Origin of the sequence: Jannaschia pagri (assembly GCF_019655435.1) — a bacterium.
GTDB lineage: Bacteria > Pseudomonadota > Alphaproteobacteria > Rhodobacterales > Rhodobacteraceae > Jannaschia > Jannaschia pagri.
This window is the reverse complement of record NZ_BPFH01000007.1, coordinates 1-23934: the sequence shown is the minus strand read 5'-3', so window position 1 is coordinate 23934 and position 23934 is coordinate 1. Positions and strand designations below refer to the sequence as shown.

General features: G+C 62.8%; 13 protein-coding genes and 1 tRNA gene. 9 read left to right on the top strand and 5 right to left on the bottom strand.

What is annotated here, in order from left to right:
• Positions 1-28: 28 nt before the first annotated feature.
• From dnaA to K5R33_RS16135, 7 genes are all read left to right on the top strand, one after another.
• On the top strand, positions 29-1348 hold the full coding sequence (dnaA, locus tag K5R33_RS16165) for a chromosomal replication initiator protein DnaA (protein ID WP_220750120.1): 1320 nt from the start codon (positions 29-31) through the stop codon (positions 1346-1348).
• Between the two features lie 65 nt (positions 1349-1413).
• On the top strand, positions 1414-2532 hold the full coding sequence (dnaN, locus tag K5R33_RS16160; RefSeq protein WP_220750119.1) for a DNA polymerase III subunit beta: 1119 nt from the start codon (positions 1414-1416) through the stop codon (positions 2530-2532).
• Positions 2525-3616, top strand: coding sequence for a DNA replication/repair protein RecF (recF, locus tag K5R33_RS16155; RefSeq protein ID WP_220750118.1), 1092 nt, complete (start codon positions 2525-2527; stop codon positions 3614-3616). Before dnaN ends, recF begins: the two co-directional genes overlap by 8 nt.
• A gap of 93 nt (positions 3617-3709) precedes the next feature.
• The gene (gyrB, locus tag K5R33_RS16150) at positions 3710-6124 is read left to right on the top strand and encodes a DNA topoisomerase (ATP-hydrolyzing) subunit B (RefSeq protein WP_220750117.1); all 2415 of its coding nucleotides are present in this window, start codon (positions 3710-3712) and stop codon (positions 6122-6124) included.
• Positions 6125-6615: 491 nt separating this feature from the next.
• Positions 6616-10326 carry a beta strand repeat-containing protein gene (locus tag K5R33_RS16145; protein ID WP_220750116.1) on the top strand — a complete coding sequence of 1237 codons (3711 nt, stop codon included), beginning with the start codon at positions 6616-6618 and terminating at the stop codon, positions 10324-10326.
• A gap of 63 nt (positions 10327-10389) precedes the next feature.
• Positions 10390-12138, top strand: coding sequence for a type I secretion system permease/ATPase (locus K5R33_RS16140; protein WP_220750115.1), 1749 nt, complete (start codon positions 10390-10392; stop codon positions 12136-12138).
• The gene (locus tag K5R33_RS16135; RefSeq protein ID WP_220750114.1) at positions 12135-13505 is read left to right on the top strand and encodes an HlyD family type I secretion periplasmic adaptor subunit; all 1371 of its coding nucleotides are present in this window, start codon (positions 12135-12137) and stop codon (positions 13503-13505) included. The genes K5R33_RS16140 and K5R33_RS16135 overlap by 4 nt, the downstream gene beginning before the upstream one ends.
• Before the next feature lie 12 nt (positions 13506-13517).
• Here K5R33_RS16135 and K5R33_RS16130 read toward each other — a convergent pair whose 3' ends face one another.
• A complete protein-coding gene (locus K5R33_RS16130; RefSeq protein WP_220750113.1) occupies positions 13518-14438 on the bottom strand; it encodes a LysR family transcriptional regulator in 921 nt (306 codons plus the stop codon).
• A gap of 520 nt (positions 14439-14958) precedes the next feature.
• On the opposite strand from K5R33_RS16130, the gene K5R33_RS16125 reads away from it, so the two are divergent.
• Complete coding sequence (locus K5R33_RS16125) at positions 14959-16062, top strand: calcium-binding protein (RefSeq protein WP_255576494.1); 1104 nt, start codon at positions 14959-14961, stop codon at positions 16060-16062.
• A gap of 198 nt (positions 16063-16260) precedes the next feature.
• On the opposite strand, the gene K5R33_RS16120 is transcribed toward K5R33_RS16125, so the two are convergent.
• The 3 genes from K5R33_RS16120 to K5R33_RS16110 all read right to left on the bottom strand — a co-directional run bounded on the left by K5R33_RS16120 (position 16261) and on the right by K5R33_RS16110 (position 21927).
• Positions 16261-19569, bottom strand: coding sequence for an error-prone DNA polymerase (locus K5R33_RS16120; RefSeq protein ID WP_220750111.1), 3309 nt, complete (start codon positions 19567-19569; stop codon positions 16261-16263).
• A 203-nt stretch (positions 19570-19772) separates the two neighbouring features.
• The gene (locus K5R33_RS16115; protein ID WP_255576493.1) at positions 19773-21311 is read right to left on the bottom strand and encodes a Y-family DNA polymerase; all 1539 of its coding nucleotides are present in this window, start codon (positions 21309-21311) and stop codon (positions 19773-19775) included.
• Positions 21256-21927 carry an ImuA family protein gene (locus K5R33_RS16110; RefSeq protein ID WP_220750109.1) on the bottom strand — a complete coding sequence of 224 codons (672 nt, stop codon included), beginning with the start codon at positions 21925-21927 and terminating at the stop codon, positions 21256-21258. The genes K5R33_RS16115 and K5R33_RS16110 overlap by 56 nt, the downstream gene beginning before the upstream one ends.
• 143 nt (positions 21928-22070) lie before the next feature.
• Here K5R33_RS16110 and K5R33_RS16105 point away from each other — a divergent pair, with 143 nt between their 5' ends.
• On the top strand, positions 22071-22859 hold the full coding sequence (locus K5R33_RS16105) for a citryl-CoA lyase (RefSeq protein ID WP_220750108.1): 789 nt from the start codon (positions 22071-22073) through the stop codon (positions 22857-22859).
• A 35-nt stretch (positions 22860-22894) separates the two neighbouring features.
• Here K5R33_RS16105 and K5R33_RS16100 read toward each other — a convergent pair.
• Positions 22895-22971 (bottom strand) — tRNA-Met (locus tag K5R33_RS16100).
• Positions 22972-23934 lie beyond the last annotated feature (963 nt).

The following is a 23934-nucleotide window of genomic DNA, read 5'->3' as shown; positions in this document are numbered from 1 at the left end:
GATAAGAGACGGATAGGGCCGAGACACAATGACCGATGGGACATGGGCTGCCGCGAAACGCGGGATCAGCGACGAGGTTGGTGCGCATAATTACAAGGCCTGGATCGAACCGCTCACGTTCCAACAGATCGACGATGGGACGCTGCATCTGGGGTCGCCGACCGACTTCATTGGGAAATGGGTTGGCCAGAACTTTTCCGAAGTGATCTTGCGCCACGTGTCAGCAGCCGGTGACCCGGTCACGCGTCTCCTGTGCTCCGCGACACCGGCCACTGCTGCGGCGCCCCGCGCCCAACACGCCCAGGTACGCAGCGAAAACGCGCTGGATAAGCGCTTTACCTTCGACAGCTTCGTGGTCGGCAAATCCAACGAACTCGCCCATGCCGCCGCCCGCCGGGTGGCGACCGGGGACAGCGTGTCGTTTAACCCCCTGTTCCTCCACGGCGGTGTTGGCCTCGGGAAAACGCACCTGATGCAGGCCATCGCGTGGGAATTGGCCGAAAGCCGCCCCGAGTGCCGCGTGATGTTCCTGTCCGCCGAACAGTTCATGTACCGTTTCGTGCAGGCCCTGCGTGAAAAGAACACCATGGACTTCAAGCACTTGTTCCGCACCGTCGATGTGCTCTTGGTGGATGACGTGCAGTTCATCGCGGGCAAGGAAAGCACACAGGAAGAATTCTTCCATACCTTCAATGCCCTGGTGGATCAGGGCAAGCAGGTGGTGATTTCCGCAGACCGGAGCCCCGCCCAGATCAGCGACCTGGAAGAACGGATCACGTCGCGCCTGCAATCGGGCCTGGTCGTGGATCTGCACCCAGCCGATTATGAACTGCGGCTGGGCGTGTTACAGCAACGGGTGGACAGCTTCAGCGCCCGTCACCCGAACTTCGAAGTGGCCGATGGCGTCCTGGAGTTCCTAGCGGGCCGGATCAGCACCTCCATCCGCGTACTCGAAGGGGCTGTCACCCGTCTGTTTGCCTATGCCGACCTGATCCAACGTCGGGTCACCCTAGACGAAGCCCAAGATGTTCTCGCCGACTTGCTGCGCCAATCCGAGCGCAAGTTGACCATCGATGAGATCATGAAAAAGACCTGCGAACACTATAACTTGCGCATGTCCGACATGACATCCGCCCGGCGCTCGCGCAGTGTTGCGCGCCCCCGACAGATGGCGATGTACCTGTCCAAGAAGCTGACACCGCGCAGCTATCCAGAGATCGGGCGCAAGTTCGGTGGCAAGGATCACACCACGGTCCTCTATGCTGTGCGCAAGATCGAAGAACTGATCGCTGCCGAGCCTCAGATCGCCGAAGATGCGGAGCTTTTGCAGCGCAAGCTGGAAAGCTGACGTCTGCCATTGCGGAACGACGCGGGGCGTATATTCTGCGCCTCCGCGAAGGTGAGGTGTGAGCCATGAAATTCTCCATTGAACGCGCCGACCTGCTCAAGGCGGTTAGCCAGGCGCAATCCGTTGTGGAGCGGCGGAACACGATCCCGATCCTCGCCAATGTGTTGATGTCCGCGGATGGCTCCGACGTGTCGTTCAAGGCGACCGACCTGGATATTGAGGTGATCGACAAGACCGCCGCCCAGGTCGAACGGGCGGGCGGCACCACGGTCAACGCGGTCCTCTTTCACGAGATCGTCCGCAAACTGCCCGACGGCGCCTTGGTCCAGGTTGAAGAGGATCAGACCCAAGGCCGCCTTCAGGTCCGTGCCGGTCGGTCCCATTTCCAGCTTGCGACCCTCGGGCGCGAAGACTTTCCGGTCATGGCGACCTCGGATTATGACGCGAACTTTTCCTGTCCCGCGCCGGTCCTGCGGCGTCTGTTCGACAAGACCCGTTTCGCCATCTCGACCGAAGAAACGCGTTATTATTTGAATGGCGTCTATATGCACGTGGCCGAGGGAGATGACGGACGCAAGCTGCGCTGTGTCGCCACCGATGGTCACCGCTTGGCCCGTGTCGATGCCCCCCTGCCCGAGGGCCTGGAGGACATGCCTGGCGTCATCGTTCCCCGCAAAACCGTGGGCGAATTGCGCAAGCTGCTCGACGACGACGATGCAGTGATTGCTGTCTCCGTCTCCGAGACCAAGATCCGCTTTGCCACGCCCCAGATCACGCTGACCTCCAAGGTCATCGACGGCACCTTTCCCGACTACGCGCGCGTGATCCCCATGGGCAACACCCGCAAGCTGGAGGTGGACGCCGCCGATTTCGCGAAGGCCGTGGACCGCGTCGCCACGGTGTCGTCGGAGCGGTCGCGCGCTGTGAAACTCGCCTTGGACGAGGATCGCCTGACCCTCTCCGTAAACTCACCGGATTCGGGCAACGCCGAGGAAGAACTCGCCGTGGCCTATGGCGATGAGCGGTTGGAAATCGGCTTTAACGCCAAGTACCTGCAGGAAATCGCCGGTCAGGTGGACCGCGAGAACGCGGTATTCATGTTCAACAACGCAGGCGATCCGACCCTGATGCGCGAGGGCGACGACCAGAGCGCCATCTACGTCGTCATGCCGATGCGTGTCTGACAGCCCGCGCGTCGCGACGCTGTCTCTGTCGCACTTCCGATCGCACCGCCGCACCCATCTGGCATTCGATGGGCGGATCGTCGCGATCCACGGGCCGAATGGCGCAGGGAAGACCAACCTTTTGGAGGCGGTGTCCCTGTTGTCGCCTGGCCGCGGTATGCGCCGGGCTGCCGCCGAAGAAATCATCCGCCGCCCCGAAGCCATCGGGTGGCGTATCACAGCGGCTCTGACCCCCCATCACGACGTCGAATTGCGCGCGGAGCCAAGACAGCCACGCACGACCCGCATAGATGACAAGAACGCCCCCCAGGTGGCGTTGGCTCGGCTTCTGCGCGTGGTCTGGCTGGTGCCGGCCATGGACCGTCTGTGGCTTGAGGGGGCCGAGGGGCGAAGACGCTTTCTGGACCGCATCGTGCTCAGTTTCCTGCCCGACCATGCCGAGGGCGTTCTGCGTTATGAAAAGGCCATGCGGGATCGCAACCGCCTGCTGCGCGACGGCGTGCGGGACGCCCATTGGTACGGCGCGCTGGAGGCGCAGATGGCCGAAGCGGGGGCGAGTATCGGCGCGCGGCGGGCGGATGCCCTGTCCCGCCTGACCGCAGCCCAACCGTCTGATGGCCCCTTCCCCGCCGCCGCCCTGCGCCTCTCCGATGAGGGCGCGCCAGCAACCGAAGAGGATCTGCGCACGGCCTTCGCAGACAGCCGTCCCCGCGACATGGCGGCCGGGCGCACGCTAGTCGGCCCCCACCGCGCCGATCTGATCGGCACCTATGCCGCCAAGGATATGGAGGCGCGGCTCTGTTCCACGGGCGAGCAAAAGGCCCTGCTGATCTCGCTCATTCTGGCCAATGCGCGCGCCCTGCGGGACGAAACGGGGCACGCGCCAATCCTTCTGCTGGACGAGGTCGCGGCCCACCTGGACGCGGGCCGACGCGCCGCGCTCTACGACGAACTCAAGGCGCTCGGTGGGCAGGCTTTTCTGACCGGAACCGGTCCGGAACTCTTCGCGGAACTGGGCACATCTGCCCACCATCTGAGGGTCACGGAGGCGGGTGGCGAGAGCACCGTAGAGGAGGCCACCTAGCCTGCGTCAAAGACCACCAAATATAGTGGCGCCCCCGTGACATTCCCCCCTCGGATCGGTATATCTTGCGTATAGACAAGGGGATAAAAACACATGGCCGAGCAAGCCCCGACGCCCGAAGACTACGGCGCCGATTCCATCAAGGTTCTCAAAGGCTTGGAAGCCGTTCGTAAACGGCCCGGCATGTACATCGGCGACACAGACGATGGCAGCGGTTTGCACCACATGGTCTATGAGGTCGTGGACAACGGAATCGACGAGGCTTTGGCCGGTCACGCCACCGAAGTCAGCGTCAAGATCCATGCGGATTCCAGCGTCTCTGTCCGGGATAACGGGCGCGGAATTCCCGTGGGCATCCATGAAGAAGAGGGAGTGTCCGCCGCCGAGGTCATCATGACCCAATTGCACGCAGGCGGGAAATTCGACTCCAACTCCTACAAGGTCTCGGGCGGTTTGCACGGCGTGGGCGTCTCGGTTGTGAACGCGCTCTCTGATTGGCTGGAGCTGCGCATCTGGCGCGATGGCAAGGAGCATGTGGCCCGGTTCGAGCGGGGTGAAACCGCCGAGCATCTGAGCGTCGTCGGCGACACCACCGAGACAGGGACCGAGGTCCGGTTCATGGCCTCGACCGACACCTTCTCCAACCTGGACTACATCTTCAAAACCCTTGAGACTCGCTTGCGAGAATTGGCCTTCCTCAACTCCGGCGTCCGCATCATCCTAGAGGATGAACGCCCCGCCGAAGCGCTCCGCACTGAGTTGTTCTACGAAGGCGGTGTACGCGAGTTTGTGAAATACCTCGACCGCTCCAAGACCGCCGTCATGGACGAGCCGATCTATATGGAAGGCGAGCGCGACGGCATCGGCGTCGAAGTCGCCATGTGGTGGAACGACAGCTTCAACGAAATGGTGCTGCCCTTCACCAACAACATCCCCCAGCGCGACGGCGGCACCCACATGGCGGGCCTGCGTGGCGCGCTGACGCGGACGATCAACCTCTATGCGCAGTCCTCGGGCATCGCGAAGAAGGAAAAGGTCTCCTTCACCGGCGACGATGCGCGCGAAGGTCTCACCTGCGTGCTGTCGGTCAAGGTGCCGGACCCGAAGTTCTCCAGCCAGACGAAAGACAAGCTGGTCTCCTCGGAGGTGCGCCCGGCGGTCGAAAACCTGGTCAACGAAAAGCTGGCCGAGTGGTTCGAGGAAAACCCCCAGATCGCGCGCCAGGTCGTCTCCAAGATCATCGAGGCCGCCCTGGCCCGCGAGGCCGCGCGCAAGGCCCGCGAGTTGACGCGCCGCAAGACGGCCATGGATGTCGCCTCCCTGCCTGGCAAGCTGGCCGATTGCCAGGAAAAGGACGCCTCCAAGGCGGAGCTGTTCCTCGTGGAAGGCGACAGCGCCGGTGGCTCCGCCAAACAAGGGCGCGCGCGGTCCAACCAGGCCGTCCTACCCCTGCGCGGCAAGATCCTGAATGTGGAACGGGCCCGCTTCGACCGGATGCTGTCGAGCCAGGAAATCGGAACGCTCATCACCGCCATGGGCACCGGCATTGGGCGGGACGAGTTCAACCTGGACAAGCTGCGCTACCACAAGATCGTCATCATGACGGATGCCGACGTGGACGGCGCGCATATCCGCACCCTGCTGCTCACGTTCTTCTATCGACAGATGCCCGAAATCATCGAGGCCGGGCACCTCTACATCGCGCAGCCACCGCTGTTCAAAGTCGCACGGGGCAAGTCCGAGGTCTATCTCAAGGACCAGACCGCGTTGGAGGATTACCTGGTACAGATGGGCATCGACGGCGCGGTCCTGCGTCTGCCCTCGGGCGAGGAAATCGCGGGCCAGGACCTGGACCGCGTGGTACAGGCCGCGCGGGTGTTCAAGCGTATCCTTGGTGCGTTCCCGACCCACTACCCGCGCCATATTCTTGAACAGGCGGCCCTCGCCGGGGCCTTCGAGGCCGGTCAAGCGGACGCCGACCTGCAAGGCTTGGCCGACAGCGTGGCGGCGCGTTTGGATCAGGTGGCCGTCGAATACGAGCGTGGCTGGCAAGGCCGGATCACCCAGGACCATGGCATCAAACTGGCCCGTGTTCTGCGCGGCGTCGAAGAGGTCCGCACCCTGGACGGCGCTGTCCTGCGGTCCGGCGAGGCGCGCAAGCTGGCCCAGGTGTCGGCCGAGACGCGCGACGTCTACCGCGACCCAGCGCGTCTGAGCCGGAAAGACCGGGAAACCATCGTGCACGGCCCCATCGGCCTGCTCGAAGCGATCCTGGCCGAGGGTGAGAAGGGTCTGAGCCTGCAGCGCTATAAGGGTCTGGGTGAGATGAACCCTGACCAACTGTGGGAGACGACGCTGGACCCCGAAGCGCGGACGCTGTTGCAGGTCAAGGTCGAAGACGTGACAGAGGCCGATGACGTCTTCACGAAACTGATGGGCGACGTGGTCGAACCCCGGCGAGAATTCATCCAAGATAACGCGTTGTCAGTGGAGAATTTGGACGTTTGACCGGGATAGCGCCGGCGGGTTGGGCACGACCCTCTCGGGCGGCGGAGGCGGGCTTCAAAGCTGTTGGGGACCACGCCTGGGAAAGCCGATACGATTACCAAGCGCGGCAGCCTCCGCGTCACAGAAATGCCCTGGTCGGCGGTGTAAGGTCCAATAGTCGATCCCGAACCAGCATTCGGATGCTGTTCCTCCGGTATAACTCCGGTTTCAGGCAGGTCGCCGGGGCCAGGTGCAATAAAGTCCGGGAACAGTTTCGTGACATGCCGTCAAAGAATAACTCTGCGGCGCATACGAAATACTGTAGATCGTTCTTCTAATTAGGAAAAAATCTTCCTCACCTCACGGGGTATGTGACTATATCCCGAAGTTATAGGCCGTATTCGGACCAAGAATTTCCAAACCGCGCAGGCATCCGCCCTTGGTTGCAGCGCGGAGAGGCCTCAGTCCCGGTTTGATCTCCGCAGCAACCAAATCTCATGCGGAGATCACCCATGCTTTCCGAACTACTCGCCAGTCTGCGCGCCAAATTGCTGACGACCTCGTCACTGGCGCAGGAAACTGCTCGCGATGGACAGACACTCAACAACGGCTTCTTCCAGAACACCGTTGTCGACAACACGCCGGCCTTTGTGCTGAACAACGACCTTTCCCGGCTCTTGAACTTTGGCGAGATCGAAACCGATGGCGCTGCGTCCGCTGTCTCGGTCGAGGCCGATGACACGCAGGTTTTCAACTTCCGCACGGGCAGTATTGAGGCGAACGGGGCGGATGCCACGGGCATCGAGGTCACCGACGGCTCCAGCGCCGATATTCGCAACTTCGGCAGCATCGCCGGTGCGTTCAACGGCGTTGAGTTCAGTGGTCCAAACAGCTCCGGCACGCTCGACAACTTCCGGGGTGGTGTCATCTCGTCCGACGACCGCGCGGTCGAGATCGAAGGCGAAGGGATCAGCGTTCGCAACTTTGGCGACATTGTCGGCACCGATGACCAGCGCAACGGCACCATCTACACGAACGCCACGGCAGAAGACGTCAGCATCGCGAACTTCACGGGCGGCACGATTGACGCGGGCGAAGGCAACGACGGCGCAGGCATCTCCTTCCAAGTTGGCGATGAAGCGGGCGACGTGGTGTCAAACACGGTCTTCAATGGCTTTGGCGCCACCATCCAAGGCCGCGGCCAAGCTGCCTCGGACACCGGTGGGGCGGGCGACGGGATCCGCATCAACAATGGTGCCGAGGGTACGGTGTCTGATACGGACATCGTCAACTCGGGCCTGATCTCGTCGGAAAGCAATTCCGGCACCGCCGCAGGTATCCGGATCGCCGATGGCGCAGCCACCGAAGGGCGCATCCTAAACACATCGACCGGTGTGATCGAAGGGGTGCGCAACGGTCTCTATATTGGCGACGCCGAGCATGACCTGGATGTCCTGAACTTCGGGACGATCCAATCGGACAGCCGGGCGGTGAACATTGACGGCACCGGCGTTGATCTGACCAACGCGGGCGACATTCTGGGCACGGGTGATCAGCGGAACGGCACCGTCTATGCCGATGGCACCGCCGATGATTTTAGCGTTCGCAACCTTGCCAGCGGAACTATCGATGCGGGCGAAGGCAACCAAGGGTCTGGCTTTGGGGCCGAGATCGGTAGCGCGGAAGATGGCGCCAACACCTTCACGCTGGAAAACAACGGCGTGATCCAAGGGCGTGGCGATGCGGCAGCGGGCACGCCCTTGGCGGGCGACGGTGTGCGGGTTGGCAACGTGGGCAACACTGGCACCACCGACGCCACCATCACCAACACTGGCGAGATCCTGTCCGAAGGGGCCAATGGAACCGTTGCCGGTGTTCGCGTCGTCAACGGCGTGAACTTCCAAGGTGAGTTGACCAACGCGGGCCTGATCGCAGGTACGCAGAACGGCGTCTACTTCGGCACCGGCGACCACACGGGCGGTTCGTTCGTCAACGAAGCGAGCGGCGTTGTGTCGTCCGACAGCCGGGCGCTGAACATCGATGGCACGGGCTTGAGCGTTGAGAACGCAGGCACGATCCTCGGTACCGGTGACCAGCGCAATGGCACGGTTTATGCCGATGGCACCGCCGATGACTTCTCGGTCGTCAACACCGGCACGATTGATGCCGGCGAAGGCAACCAAGGCTCCGGCTTTGGGGCTGAGATCGGTGGTGCCGAAGACGAGGTGAACAGCTTCACGCTGAACAACTCGGGCACTATCGCGGGTCGCGGAAACGCAGCGGCGGGCACGCCCCTTGCGGGAGACGGCGTCCGCATCGGCAACGTTGGCAATGTCGGCGCAACCGATGCCGTCATCACCAACTCCGGCGCGATCACCTCCGAGGGCGCCAATGGCACCGTCGCCGGTGTACGGGTCGTCAACGGCATCGACTTCCAAGGCGAGTTGACCAGCTCCGGCACGATCTCCGGCGTGCAGAACGGTGTCTACTTCGGCACGGGCGATCACACGGGCGGGTCCTTCGTGAACTCCGGCGTGGTGTCGTCGGATAGCCGCGCCTTGAACATCGACGGTGAAGGGTTGGAGGTGCTGAACACCGGCGTCATCCTGGGCACCGGCGATCAGCGCAATGGCACGGTCTATGCCGATGGCACCGCCGACACCTACACTTTCACCAACACCGGTGTTGTAGACGCCGGGCTGGACAACAATGGCTCCGCCGTCTCGCTGCAAACCGGCGATGTGGATGGGGATGTTGTGTCCGCCGCCATCTTTAACCAAGGCATCCTGCAAGGTCGCGGGGACGCGGCAGAGGGCAACACCGTCGGTGACGGCCTGCGCCTTTTCAGCAGCCAGGAAGACGCGAGCTTTGCCGGTTTGGTGCAGAACGAAGGCATCATCGCCGGGTCCGAAGACAGCGGCTCCGCCGCGGGCATTCGCATCGACGGTGGCCTGAACCTGCTGGGTGCGATCCTGAACGAAGGAGAGATCTCCGGGACGGTCAACGCCATCGACGCGACCGAAGCGGGCGACGTGACCTTCGTCAACGATGACGAGGGTGTGGTGAACGGCAATGTGTTGCTGGGCGACGGCGAAGACATCGTGATCGACCTGGGTCAGATCAACGGCGTTCTCGATGGCGGTGCCAGCGATGACGTTCTGATCGCAGGCCAAGGCGACAATGTGATTGTCGGCGGCCTGGGCAGCGACTTCATCGACGGTGGCGAAGGCAGTGACACGGCCGACTTCTCGGACCAGGATGTGGCCGTGACCGTCAACCTTGGGGCCAACGGAAACGGGACCGCCACGCGCGAAACCGGCTTCACGGTCTCGGTCGAGAATGTTGTCGTCGGCGCCTCCCTGCAACCGACCGAAAACATCAACGACGCCGCTGGATTTGTGTCTGAGGCCCTTGCCGGGAACCTCTACTACAACATCCACACGTCGGACTTCCCGGGTGGTGAAATCCGCGGCCAGTTCGAGGTTGTTAGCGACGAGGGCGATGGGCACGGACGTGTCATCGAGCTTGTGGCAACGCTCGACGCAAGCCAGGAGCCCGGTGACACCTCCGACAGCGACGCGACCGGCACGGCGACACTGACCATCTCCGTCGATGAAGCCACGGGTAAGGTTGTCTACTCCTCGGAGTTGACCGTCGTTGGCCTAAACGAGGCGGATCTGCAAACCCCCGGTGCCGGTGGCGTATCGGCCATCCACCTCCACAACGCACCTGCCGGGGTCAACGGTCCCATCGCGCAGGACACGCTGGTGGACGCGGGCGGCACCATCGACGCCGCATCGCCGACGGGTGTGTCCGGCCTGGATGTGATCGACGAAGTGGTCGAGATCGACATCCTCAGCTCCATCGAGAACGTGATCGGCTCGGACGATGGCGACGTGCTCATCGGGTCCAATGCCGACAACACCTTATCGGGTGAAGACGGGGATGACCTGTTGGACGGCGGCCTAGGCGATGACCTGCTGCTTGGTGGCGAAGGCTCGGACATCTTCTCGTTCGAAGGGCTCTTCGGCAACGACACGGTGGGTGACTTTGAGCTTGGCGTGGACCGGTTGGACTTCTCTGACTTCGGCCCGGACTTCGCCGAGAGCCTCGTCGTTTCCCAGGACAACGACGACGCCCTGCTGACCTTCTCGTCGGACGCCTCCGTGCGCCTCGAAGGGGTCGACAGCCGTGATCTGACCGACGACGACTTCATCGTTTGATCAGATCACACCGAGGTGGCGGCCCCCGCCGCCACCTCTTCACGCTGAAAAGAGATCACCCAAATGTTTCAGAAAAAATCCACCGTCAAATCCGCATGGGGCAAGCTGCGCAGCGGCTTTCTCGCCATCGGTTTCTTCAGCATGATCCTGAACCTGCTGATGCTCGCTGGCCCCCTCTACATGCTGCAGGTCTATGATCGCGTGCTGACCAGCCAGAACATGGACACCCTCATTGCCCTTAGCGTTTTGCTGGCGGGTGTTTTTCTGGTGACGGGTCTTCTCGACCTGATCCGCATGCGGATCCTCAGCCGCCTTGGCGCCCGGTTTGAGTTGCAGATCGGCGCGCCGATCCTTCAGGCCTCGATCCGCCAGCGGGTGCAGGGCAAGGCCAGCGCCGACAACCCCGCCGCCGATGTGAACGGCATGCGTGATTTCATTTCGGGACCCACGTTGGTCGCCTTCTTCGACGCCCCGTGGATCCCGCTTTACCTGGGTGTGCTCTATGTCCTGCACCCCTATCTTGGCGCGCTTGGGATTGCTGGCGCGCTGTTCCTGACACTCATGGCCCTGATCAATAACGCGCGTTCCGCCGATGTGATGCAAGACGCAGGCGAGGCGCGCGTCAGGTCCGACAGTTTGTTCACCTCAAGTGAGCAAAACGCAGAGCTTGTCCATGCAATGGGTATGACTGGTGATCTCGCCCGGCGTTGGACGGCTCTGCAACATAACGCCCATCACCTGAAATCGCGCGTGTCCGACCGGCTCGCCAGCTTTTCGGTGATGTCCAAAACGACCCGCATGGCGCTGCAGTCTGGCATGCTGGGTCTGGGCGCTGCCCTTGCGGTCAGCGGTCAGGCCACGGCGGGTGTGATGATTTCCGCCACGATCGTGCTGGCCCGTGCGCTGGCCCCCATCGATCAACTGATCGGTCAGTGGCGGACCTTCCTGGCCGCCCGTGGGTCCTACAAGAAACTGCGCGCCCTGTCTGAGGCGTACCCCGAGCCGCCCAAGCGCCTCGCCCTGCCGCGTCCGCAGATCTCGCTGAACGCGGCCATCGCGCAGGCCGGTCCGCCCTTGGCCCAAAACGCCACCATCGGCGGGATCGAATTTGCGCTGTCGGCTGGCGATGTCGTGGCCGTGATCGGTCATAGCGGATCGGGCAAGTCGACCCTGGCCAAGATGCTGGCCGGAATTTGGACGCCGCAGCGCGGGGCCATTCGCCTTGACGGGACGCCTATGGCCAAATGGGATCCCGAAGACCTCGGGCATCTGGTCGGCTACTTGCCGCAGGACGTCACTCTATTCGATGGCACCATTCGCGACAACATCGCGCGGTTTTCCACATCCATTGACGACAGCAAATTGCTGGCGGCGGCCATCGCGGCCGATGTGCATGGTCTAATCAGCGGCCTTCCGGATGGATACGCGACCGAGGTTGGCAACGGGTTCCACTTGTCCGGCGGTCAACGTCAGCGGATCGCCCTGGCGCGGGCCCTCTATGATGATCCGTTCATTCTGGTCCTGGATGAGCCGAATTCCGACCTGGACGCCCAAGGCGAAGCGGCCCTGCGCAACGCCATACGCGGCGCCAGCGAACGGGGCGCCATCACCTTCGTCATGACCCATCGCCCGAGCACGTTGGAGGCAGTTAACAAGGTCCTGACCCTCAGAAAAGGCACGCAGACTGGCTTTGGCGACAAGGAAGAGATCCTGCGCCCGCGTCAGCAAGGGACGCCTTTGGCCCACACGGCTGCCGCGCAACTGGCCGCGCGCCGCGCGAAACAGCCCGCATTGAAAGGAGCCGTCCAATGACGACCGCACTGACCCCCGCCCGCAACACCGGCGTTCTGCGCCTGGAGGAGTATAACCGCGTCCCAGCCAAAGCATCTGGCGCCAGCATCGCGGGCTTTGTGACCTTTGGGCTCTTGGCCGTTGTCGGGTTCCTGGGCGGCGGCGCCTACTGGGCAACCGCCTCGAAACTGGATGGCGCGGTCGTGGCCCAGGCCAACTTCGTCGTCGAAGGCAATCGCAAGACCGTCGAGCATCTGGATGGCGGCATCGTCAGCAACATCCTGGTCAGCAACGGTGATCTGGTTGAGGCGGGCCAGACCCTGTTGGAGTTGGACAGCACAGACCTGGGCGTCGACCTGGATGTGATCGAAAGCCAGCTCAGCGATCTGTCGGTGCGCCGCGCGCGCCTGATGGCCCAACTGCAGGACGCCGAGACGTTCGATCAGGCCTCCGTCGCGCAGATGATGCGCGTGGACCTGGATCCCGCGACCTGGACCACGGCGTTCGCGACCCAGAAACTGTTATTCGATGCGGAGCGCCGCTCGCGCGATGCAGAGGAGGCGCTGACCGAACAGCGCATCGCCAATCTGGAGGATCAAGTGAGCGGCCTTCAGTCTCAGCGCGCCTCCAACATGCGTCAGCTAGAGATCACCCGTCAGGAGTTGGCAAACCTGCAATCGCTCTTGGACAGAGGTCTTATCGCCGTGGCACGGGTCAATTCGCGCCGTGTCGAGGTTGAGCGTCTCATCGGTGTGGATGCCGCCCTGCTCACCCAAGAGGCACAGGCCCGCAATCAAATCAGCGAGTTGCACCTGGCCAGCATCGGGACCCGCACCCTGCGGGAAGAGGCCGCGTCGAGCGAATTGGCGCAGATCGATGCCTCGCTTGCCACGCTGGAGCCGCAGTACCTCGGTGCATCGGAGCGGCTGAAGCGCGTGGCCATCACGGCGCCCGTCAGCGGGCGTGTGGTCGAGATGACGGTCTTCACCGCAGGCGGGGTCGTCCGTCCGGGCGCGCCTATCCTGGACATCGTCCCGATTGACCAACCGCTGGTGGTCGAGGCCCGGGTGAACACCGCCGACATCGAAAAGCTTTACATCGGTCAATCCACACGCGTGCGTCTATCGGCCTTTGATCAAGGCGATGTACCCGAGGCGGAGGGCCGTATCATCGATATCTCTGCCGATAGTCTGGAAGATGAACGCACCGGCGATCACTACTATACCGCGCGGGTCAAACTGAACGATGCTCAACCCCAGGATGTCGCGGCGCTGGACCTGGTCCCGGGCATGCCCGCCGACCTGTTTGTGAATACCGGCGAGCGCACGGCCCTCAGCTATCTGACCCAACCTCTGAGCGACCGATTGGCCCGCACGTTCATCGAGTAAGCAAGACCCTCGTCACGCCGCGAACGTCGGCGTGACGCCTTTGGGCGGGTTCTCCTGAATATAGGCTCCGATCCTGCCCAGCAGCGGCTTTCGCGGACAATTCAAGCGAGAGGCCGCGCCGAGATTGCGAAGGTTGCCGGGTGCTTCGAACGGAATGAAGGACAAGGGCCAATTGTCTTGGCGGAATTGTTCAGCGGCCAGCGCCGAGACAATTGTGCAATCGTCGGAATGGCAGATATGTCGGCAGATCGTCTCAAAGCGCAGCGCGGTTAGATCGAACCTCTTTGAACCGCGAGAGGCCTGATCAGGTGTCGGCAATCTGTCTTCCAGTTCGTATCCAAACGAATGCGGAAGACGAATAAAATCATGGACCGGCACCTCTTCGGGCCGGATCGACGGCAAGGGGGCAAGGGGATGGTGCTTATTAACAGCCAGATACAGAGGCTCCTCCCAGATCGAGGTGAAGTCGAGGGTCGAGTTGTGGTTCAACTTTGCCACCAAGGCGACGTCCAGGCTGTGATCCTCCACCATCTTCAACATATTCTGCGGCAGGTCTTCGATCATATTGACCCGCATGCGCGGGAATAGAACGCTAAACAGGTTCGAGAAGTAATCGGTCAGATACGGCGCCAGCGTCGGCGTGAGGCCAATGTTGAAGGGCAGCGCCTCTGGATCGCGAAACTCGGTCGCCGTGTCCCTGATCCGCTGCGCACCGACCAGCATCTCTTCGGCAATCTTCACGATGCGTTGACCACAGTCCGTCGGCCGCACCTCTCCGCTTAGGCGCAGGAACAGATCGGCGCCTAACTCCTTTTCGAGCTTCTTGATTTGGTTCGACAAAGCAGGCTGCGAGACGTTGCAAGCCTCAGCGGCCGCGCTGAAGTTGCCAAGTTTTGCAACTGCCGCAACATATTCTAAATCTCTCAAATTCATAGTTTAACACTGTCTTCGTCGTTTCTTCGATGGACCCACGTTGCAACATGCTAAGCCGTGCGTGGACGTAAACCGGGCCGATCGGCGGAACACCCCGTGCGGCATCACTTAGGCGTCACGGGACGTGGATCATCTCACATGAAGGATAGCGCGTGGCTACGTTCATCGAGTGACCGGCAACAGCTTCACGACCTTGAGCCCGGATCGGCTCCAAGCCGCTTCGCCGCAGCATCCGTCGCTTCTGTGCGAGCCCAAGGCGGAACACGTACGATCTTACTGGACGCATAAGGTGAGCATCGTCCGCGTGCTCATATTCATCTTATCGAGCATCCAGATGTCGCGCCGCGAACCCTAGCTGATGTGAATTAAATAAGGACTACCTACGGGCACCAATTTGAACGACTTTTTCCATTCAAATCATCTCACGCAATATCCGCTTTTCGTGAAGCAAGTTTAATTCCACTCTCCAGCGACACAAAGATAGCTAAATCGGCACAGAATGCGTAATTGGGAGACGCAAATGCCGACCATCACATCAACCCTCACAGTTTTTCGCGTAGAGGGTGTCACCGCGCAGTCGCTCGGTGGAACAACCATCGCTGCGGGCACGCAATTGTCCGCTGTAACTTTGACTGCCATTGATCCGATCGATGTCACCCGAACCGACCGCGTCCAAGAACTCGACGCCGCTGTCCTGACCGGGGCATCCATTCGGACATTCCTGGGGGGCTTTTCCAGCACGGCGGAGCCATCCGAAGTGGTGACGCTCCTGATTGACGGGGTCGAGGTGGCGCAGCGTGTGCCGGATCTGAGCGTGATCGTGCCCCAAGGGCCCGGCGGCGAAGATGTTGCGACGGACGGTGGCGCGCTGGCGCGTCCGCTGTTCTTCGAAATCGACGGAACGCTGTTCCTGGTCCCCAGCGACCGGAGGGCCGATGTATCGGGTGTCACTGAAATCACCACGACCGTCACACTGGCCGAGCCGAGCTTCGACGAGGAGATCTCCGTTGTCGGTGGCAGCGGTCCGGCCCCGGTGGATCCCGTGGACCCGGACCCGGTCGACCCTAATCCCGTCGATCCCGACCCAGTCGATCCCGATCCGGTCGATCCGGCCCCAGCACCGACCAATGTGATCAACGGCACTGGCGGACGCGATGTCCTGTCCGGCACGCGCGATGCCGATGAAATCAACGGCGGCCGTGGTCGCGACGACTTGTTTGGCCGCGGTGGGGACGATGTGCTCAACGGTGGCGGTGGCAGCGACGACTTGCGCGGCGGCGGTGGCAACGACGCGCTGAATGGCGGCGGCGGTCGTGATGAACTGCGCGGTGGCGGCGGGGACGATGTGCTCGACGGTGGCCGTGGCAACGACCTGCTCATTGGCGGGCGCGGAGCGGATACATTCGTGTTCGAAACCGGCGATGGCGATGACGTGGTTCGCGGATTCGGCGGAGACGACGTTATCGATGTCAGCGCAATTGCGTCGTTGGGCAACTTCTCGGACGTGGAAGCCGCGCTCACCCAAACACGGGCCGGCGCATCGCTCGACCTCGGAAACGGTGACAGCGTTTTGCTGGCAGGCACATCGGTCGACAGCCTCAGCGCTGAGGACTTCCTGTTCTAGGCGTCCGGCCAAACGTGTGATGCTGCTCGGACCTCCGGGCAGCATCACCTTCCGGTTGTTTGGCGATCAGGGAACATGTCGCGTCCGACCCAGACGTCATTGCCATGACGGGCCTCAGCGGGGAGCCCCCTGCCCCAACAACTTGCACTCCATGCGGGCGGCGGCCTTATCGTTATACCGCACCGCAATCAGGTCCCCTCAATGAAAGTCCCGCGACTTGGGGATGACTCTCACATCCCTGGGGTGGCGGCCCTGGTGGTCGGGGACGGGGCGGACGACCTCATCGGCGCGGGCCAGAGCGGGCGCCAACTCATCCTCGCTCAGCCGTAGCAGCGCGTCGTTGCGATCAACGATATCCCGGGCGACCACGTGGATCACGGCATCATCGTATTGCACGTACCCATGCACCGCCATCATCCGCGCGCCCATGATCGCCTTGCGATGGTGTTTGAACATATCGGGCCAGACCACGACGTTCACCACGCCACTCTCATCTTCTAGCGTGATGAAACAGACTCCCTTGGCGCTGCCTGGGCGTTGACGGATCAAGACCAGCCCCGCGACCGAGACCTGTTGATTGAACCGCAACCGTCGCAGATCGGCGGCGCGGGTATAGCCGCCCTTCGCCATGGCCCGGCGCATGAAGGCAACGGGGTGCGCCTTAAGCGACAGGCGCGCGGTCTGGTAATCGGCCACGACTTGTTCGCGCAGGGGCATAGTCGGCAGGGTGTGCGCTGGCTCCTCCCCCACATCCGCCGCCTCACCATGGGTGAACAGTGGCAGCGCCGGCGCATTGCGGATGGCCTTCGCATCCCAGAGGGCAGCGCGCCGATCCTGCCCGCAGGACCGAAACGCATCGGCAGAGGCCAGGATCTCGATCGCGCGTTTGGACAAGCGCGTCCGGGTGCGCACATTCTCCACGCCTGTGAAGGGCGTGGAGCGGGCGGCGATCAAGCGGGCCAACTCATCCTGGCGCAAGCCGGTCAATTGGCGGAATCCCAGGCGCAAGGCATGGCCAGTGCCGTCAGGCTCCAACGTGCAATCCCAGTCGGAATAATTCACATCGACCGCGCGGACCGGGACCCCCGACCGCCGCGCCATATCCACGATCTGCGCGGGCGCATAAAAGCCCATGGGTTGGGAGTTCAGCAGAGCACAGGCAAAGACATCCGGGTGGTGGCATTTGAGGTAGCTGGACACATACACCAGATGCGCAAAGCTGGCGGCGTGGCTTTCGGGAAAGCCGTATTCGCCGAAGCCCTCGATCTGGCTGAAGCAGCGGGCCGCGAATTCCGGGTCATACCCACGCGCGACCATGCGCCCGACCATATTGGCCTTGTGGTCGCTGACCTTTCCCTTGGCGCGGAAGGTGGCCATGGCCTTGCGCAGTTGATTGGCCTCTGCCCCCGTGAATTTTGCCGCCACAAGGGCGATCTTCATCGCCTGTTCTTGGAAGATGGGCACGCCCAGGGTGCGGCCGAGGATTTTCTTCAACTCATCCGGGTCGTGCCCAGGCCCCGGCTTGGGGTACTGGACCGTCTCGCCCGTTTCACCGGCGCGGCGACGTTTCAGGTAGGGGTGCACCATATCGCCCTGGATCGGGCCGGGGCGGACGATGGCAACCTGGATGACGAGGTCGTAGAATTCCTTGGGCCGCAGCTTGGGCAGCATGGCCATCTGCGCCCGGCTTTCCACCTGGAACACCCCAAGCGAGTCGCCCCGTTGCAGCATCTCATAGGTGGTTTGATCCTCTTTCGGCGTCGTGGCCAGCGTCAGGTCCGTCGCCTTATGGGCGCGCAACAGGTCGAAGCATTTGCGAATGCAGGTCAGCATCCCAAGGGCCAGCACATCCACCTTGAAAATCCCGAGCGCGTCGATGTCGTCCTTATCCCATTCGATGAAACTGCGGTCTGGCATGGCGCCGTTGCCAATGGGAACGGTCGAGGTCAGGGGCTGTTCGGTCAGGATGAAGCCGCCCACATGCTGGCCCAGATGGCGGGGCATCCCGATCAGTTGATCGGTCAGGGCGATAACGCGGCGCAGGTGGGGGTCGGCCAGGTTCACCCCGCTATCGGTCAGGTGCATGTCATCCACGGACCGCCCCCAACTGCCCCAGACGGTCTTGGCCATGGCCGTGGTGACGTCTTCGGACAGGCCCATGACCTTGCCAACCTCGCGGATGGCCATGCGGGGGCGGTAGTGGATGACCGTCGCACAGAGCCCCGCATGGTGGCGACCGTAGCGATTATAGATGTGCTGGATGACCTCTTCGCGCCGCTCATGCTCGAAATCCACGTCGATATCGGGCGGCTCATTGCGGTCGGCGGAGAGGAACCGCTCGAACAGGACCTCATGCTGGGCCGGATCAACCGAGGTGATCCAGAGGCAGTAACACACCGCCGAATTGGCCGCAGACCCGCGCCCCTGGCACAGAATGTCTTGGCTGCGAGCGAAAGAGACGATCTCCTGGATGGTGATAAAGTAGCGGGCCAGACCCCGCTCAGCGATGAAGGCCAACTCGGTCTCGATGGCATCGCGAACCTTTTGGGGAATGCCCTGCGGGTAGCGACGGTTCGCCCCCTGCTCGGTCAGCAATCGCAGATGTGTATCAGGGGTGCGACCTTCGGGGACGTCATCCTCGGGGTATTCGTATTTCAATTCCTTAAGGGAAAAGGTCGCGCGGTCGGCGATCTTGACGCTCTCGCGGATGGCGTGGGGCCAGCGGTCAAACAAGCGTGCCATCTCAGCGGGGGATTTCAGGTGCCGCTCGGCGTTGGGATGCAGCAGATACCCCGCCTCCGTCAGGCGCACCTTTTCGCGGATACAGGTCATCACGTCCTGCAAGGGACGGCGGGCGGGTATGTGATAATGAACGTCGTTGGTCGCCACAAGACGCAGGCCGTGGGTCCGGGCGAGCCTATCGAGGGCTTCGATCCGCGCCTGGTCGTCGCCCCGGTAGTGATAGGCCGCAGCAAGATGCGTCAGGCTGGGCAGTGCGCGGGTCAGGCGCCGGAGGTCTGCGGCAAAGGCGCTGATCTCCTCGGGGGGGAGCGCGATCAGGATGCTGCCCGCCTGATGAGCCGCCAGGTCATCCAACGTGATGTCGCAGGCCCCTTTGTCCTGGCGCGCGCCATCCTGCGTCGTCATCCGCCCCTTGGAGATCAACTGACAGAGCCGCCCATAGGCTGCACGATCGGTGGGATAGGCCAGTAGGTTCGCGCCGCAGGTCAGGATGAGCCGCGTCCCAATGACGGGGGTCATCTTGGCGGTTTTGGCCTCCGTATGGATGCGCACGACGCCCGCCATGGAATTGCGGTCGGCGATGCCGATACGATCATAGCCGAGTTCCCAGGCGGTCGTGACCAAATCCACCGCATCGGAGGCCCCGTGGAGAAAGGAGAAGCACGAGGCGACCCCCAACTCCACGAAAGGCGCGCGGGGGTTGCGGGTGAAGGGCTGGCCTGGATCCAGGCTGCGTTTGTCGGGCGTAAGCGGCGCGTCGGGCATGGGGCTGGCGTCAGAGGGGGGCGATGCCCCCCGCCTGCGGCCCCCCTGCATATTTTTGGAACATCGAAGGGAGGGCGGCGGGCATTTTAGTTAAATTGTCGGCGAATTTTAGGGGCGCGGAGGGGGCGGCTCGCTGGGGTGCAAACCGCGCGGGATATGGCGCGCGGGTCCCATAGTTGGGCAGGCGGTGCTGCCACAGCGCCTTAGGCGAAGAGACCATGGAGAAACCAATCTGGATCCCCGCCCCGGCCATCGCCCGCGATGCCTTCACGGAAGAGCCAATAGCGCGCGCCATCAGAGACCTCGACCTTATAGTAATCCCGCAGGCGCGCGGTCGACGTCGCGTGCCACCATTCCGGCGAGAGACGCTCAGGCCCTTGGTGGCGGCGAATGAGATAGGGTCTGCGGCGCCATTTGAAACGAACGGGGGGGCCTTCGGGAACGGCATAGAGCACCTCGATAGGTTCGGGGGCTTGAAGGAGGCGGATGGGACGTTCTCGGGGAGGGGCGATGAGACCACCGCCGCCAAGCCCCCCCGGGGCCAAGCGATTGGCGCGGGGCGTATCGCCGGTGGGGCGCCAGATCTCGGCCCGCTCCGGCAAGTGGCTGGGCCGGGGGGTGGACCGCTGCACAGCGCGGGGGCCCATGCGGCTGGTGAGGCGATCAATCAAGGTGGCTGTGGCGAGGTCAGCGTCGTCGTCCCCATCCAGACGGGTTTGGGCGGCGGTCTGGGGTTCAACACACGTGGCCTCCACCGCAAGGGTGTCGAAGCCGAACCCAGCGTCGAGGCCTTCGAAGCGCCTCTCCAGCAAGCGAAACAGGTGAGCCGGATCGCGGGTGGCGCGGGCGGTGACAGCCTCGAACACGGATGCCTGACCATCCACATGATAGAGATCGAGGCGCAGGGCGCGCAAGCCTTGACCATCCCGCGCCAAATCGTTGCAGAGGACACGCAGCAGACCCGGCAGCGAGGGCTGCGGATCGAGGATCGGCTCCGCCAGACGTTGTACGGCTCGGTAACGCCGGGGGGGTGCGGGGCTGACGACTGGTTCCGGGAGATGACCGAGGGCCTGATCCAGGCGCCGCAGGGGTGTCATGAGCGCCTTGCCGTCGCGTCCAAACCGCCGATCTAGCGTGGCACGGGGCAGCAGCATCAGATCGCCGATGCGCTTGAGGCCCAGGCGCCGCAGGGTCAGCAAGGTCGCCGCATCGAGCCGCAGCGCCGCCACCGGCAGGGCGGCAAGACGGGCGCGTAGCGCGTCGGGGTGGCTGATCTCCTGCGGGTCGCCATACCGGGCCAGGGCCCAGGCGGCCCCATGGGTGGGAGCGATGGCCAGCCGCGCCTCTTGCCCCAAGTCACCCAAACGGTCCCGCATATCGGCGAGCATCGCCGCTTCGCCCCCCCAAAGGTGCGCCGCGCCTGTGGTATCCAAAACCAACCCATCGGCCCCATCGGTGGCGGACCAGGGGCACCACCGGCGAGACCACAGCGCCATCCGACCGAGCGCCGCCGCATCCCCCGCCAAATCAGCGGGCAAGGCGAGCAGGTCCGGGCAGAGGCTGCGCACATCGACCACCCGCGCGCCACGGGTCGCGCCCATGGCAGCCGCAGCTTCCGTCATGGCATGAATGATCGGTCCATGGTGCCCCTCGGCAGCTAACACCAAGGGCGTGTCGGGGCCGTATTCAGGCGGCGCCACGTCCCAGGGGTCGCAGGCGGGGCGCGGGGTGCGGGTCTGCATCCTCTCCCACCGCGCCATCGCGAAGCGGGGCAACCAGATGGAGACGATCCGACGCGCGGTCATGGCTGGCCACCCAAGTGCCCGGCCGACGCGTGCGAGACCGGAAAAGCTCTGCCGACCAGAGCGCCTCGCCCGGGGCGCGCGCATCGAGCGTGTTGTCCGTTGACGGAGCGGACGCCACACGCCACCGGTCCGGGGCCACGGACAGCGACGGTTCCGCATCCGAGCGCAGGACCCACAATGGCACTTTGGATCGCTGGGAGCGCAAGGCCAACCGCTTGGTTGCCGTGAAATCCAGCACCTTGGGACTGCCCCAGACTTCCCCGATGACGGCGGATAGTGCGCTGCATTCCAATCCCTCCTCCATCGCCCAAAGCGCCTCGGCAGGCGTGCGGGCCGCGACCCGCAAGATGGGCCTGTCCTGACCGGTGATCCCCGCAATGCCGCGGCCATAGGGCAGCCCGCCCTCTTGCGCGGACAGACGGTCCTGCACCCACAAGATCGGCCCGCGACGACTGGCCAATTGGGCCAGGAGAAAAGCGGTCGCCGCCCCATCACGAGAGGTCGTGAAAACCTCGGTCACGGCGGGACAGCACATATCCGCCTTGGACAACATGGACAGAACACCCCGAGAATCGGTCTTAATGTTCCTGTAATGTTCTCATTTTGACTCCGTTTGTCGAGTCCCCTTTCCGCCACGCTATTTGACAGCGTCCGACGACCCGGCACAGTGGGCGCGACTGCACGGGAGGAGGTCCCATGACTCAAGATCCAAGCGATTGGTGGCAGACGTCGATCATCGACATGGAACCAGGACGGATCGCCTTTCGCGGCACCCCAATCGAAGATCTGATCGGCACGACCTCCTTTCCGGAGATGATCTGGCTGATGCTCCGGGGGGATCGCCCGACCGCTGGCCAATCCGCCTTGTTGGAGGCCGCGCTGGTCGCCGGGGTGGACCATGGCCCGCAGGCTCCCTCGATCGCTGCGGCGCGTATGGCGGCAACCTGTGGCGTTGGGCTGAACGCGGCCCTTGCTACGGGGATCAACATGCTAGGGGACATCCATGGTGGCGCGGGCGAACAATGTGCCGAGCTCTATCTAGACATTGATACGCGCGCCCAAAGTGTCCCACTCGCCCAAGCGACTGTGGATGGCCTAGGACATTGGCGCGCGTCACGGGGCAAGATCGTTAGCGGTTTCGGCCATCGTTTTCACAAGCCGGTCGACCCCCGCGCCCCCCGTCTGATGGCGCTTGTGCGAGAGGCAGCCGATCAGGGTATCGTTTCAGGGCGGTTCGCTGATATCGGCGAAGCGGTCCAGCACCAGATCGGCGCCGACCGCGGCGCGGATATCGCCATGAATATCGACGGCGCAACGGCCGTGATCTTCTGTGAATTAGGGTTTCCCCCGCCGCTCTCGCGCGGATTGTTTTGCCTATCGCGGTCGGTGGGCATCTTGGCGCATGCCTGGGAACAAACCGAGCAAGGGGGACGCAACAAGGGCCCGATGCCGCCCAGTATTTTGCCTAAGTATGTACCCGGTTGAATGAAAAAGCCGCCCCAAAGGGCGGCGTTTCAGGTTGGTTGCGGGAGTAGGATTTGAACCTACGACCTTCAGGTTATGAGCCTGACGAGCTACCGGGCTGCTCCATCCCGCGCCAACGAGAGGTGATCTATACCTGGTCTCCGAAGGCCGCAACCCCGGCGGGCGGCATTTTTTACAGAAACGTCACATCAATCTGGAAATGCGGTGGGGGGCGGACTGGGACATTGTTCGAGGAAATTTCCCTTCGAGCTCAATGGCCTCAAACATGCCGTAGGTAGCAGCCCTGATATGCGCCTCGGTCAGACACCGTGGCGCGCTGTACTCTAAGCGACTGTCGTCCACGCCAACTTGAGACCTCGGGTGGGCCGGCTACTGACGCGGTGCGTGCGGGCTTCTTTTTCATATTCCGGAACCATAGCCCTCTGCTTGAGAACAAGGCATATCCCCACAAATTGGTTAAAATGGTGGAAGTCGTAAAGCGGGATGTTGGGGACCATCTGCCAGTGCGCACCATTCCGCGAGTGAGCGTCCCGACCGGCAAACGGCGCGGATCTAAGGGCATACAGCTTAGAATAAGGGCCCGCATTGTCCCAGTAGTGCTGTTGCCCAGTGACGGGTCGCTCCAAGCGGAAGGGAGCGAGTTCGACCGACGGCTGATGCGCCACATCAAAGCGCACCGGCGCCACAGCTGGCCCACGGGCATCGAAACCCCGCAGGTAAACTGAGGGAAGTTCGTCAACGTCAGGATCTAAGACAATAAACTCGCCTACACCACTCGCCATTGCAGGATGGTATTGGGTCAGTAACCCTATGACGATAGCCAGGGTTAGAATTCGGTTTGGTGTTTTGAACTGACAGCCCTTTTTGTAGCTTAGGATCGGGAGAGTGTTACGGCAGTCGCTGGTTTCCTGGCGCAGTCCAATTGCAACGTGATCGATGCTATCGAGGCATTCACCGGGCCTGTTAGAACACAGCCGTCGTTTTATGGTGTGAGACGGTCATGGTTGTCGCGCAGGGTCTCAGGTTAGGCGATGAGTTCCCCGTCCCTGTCGGCACGGTCATTATGCCCCGTTCT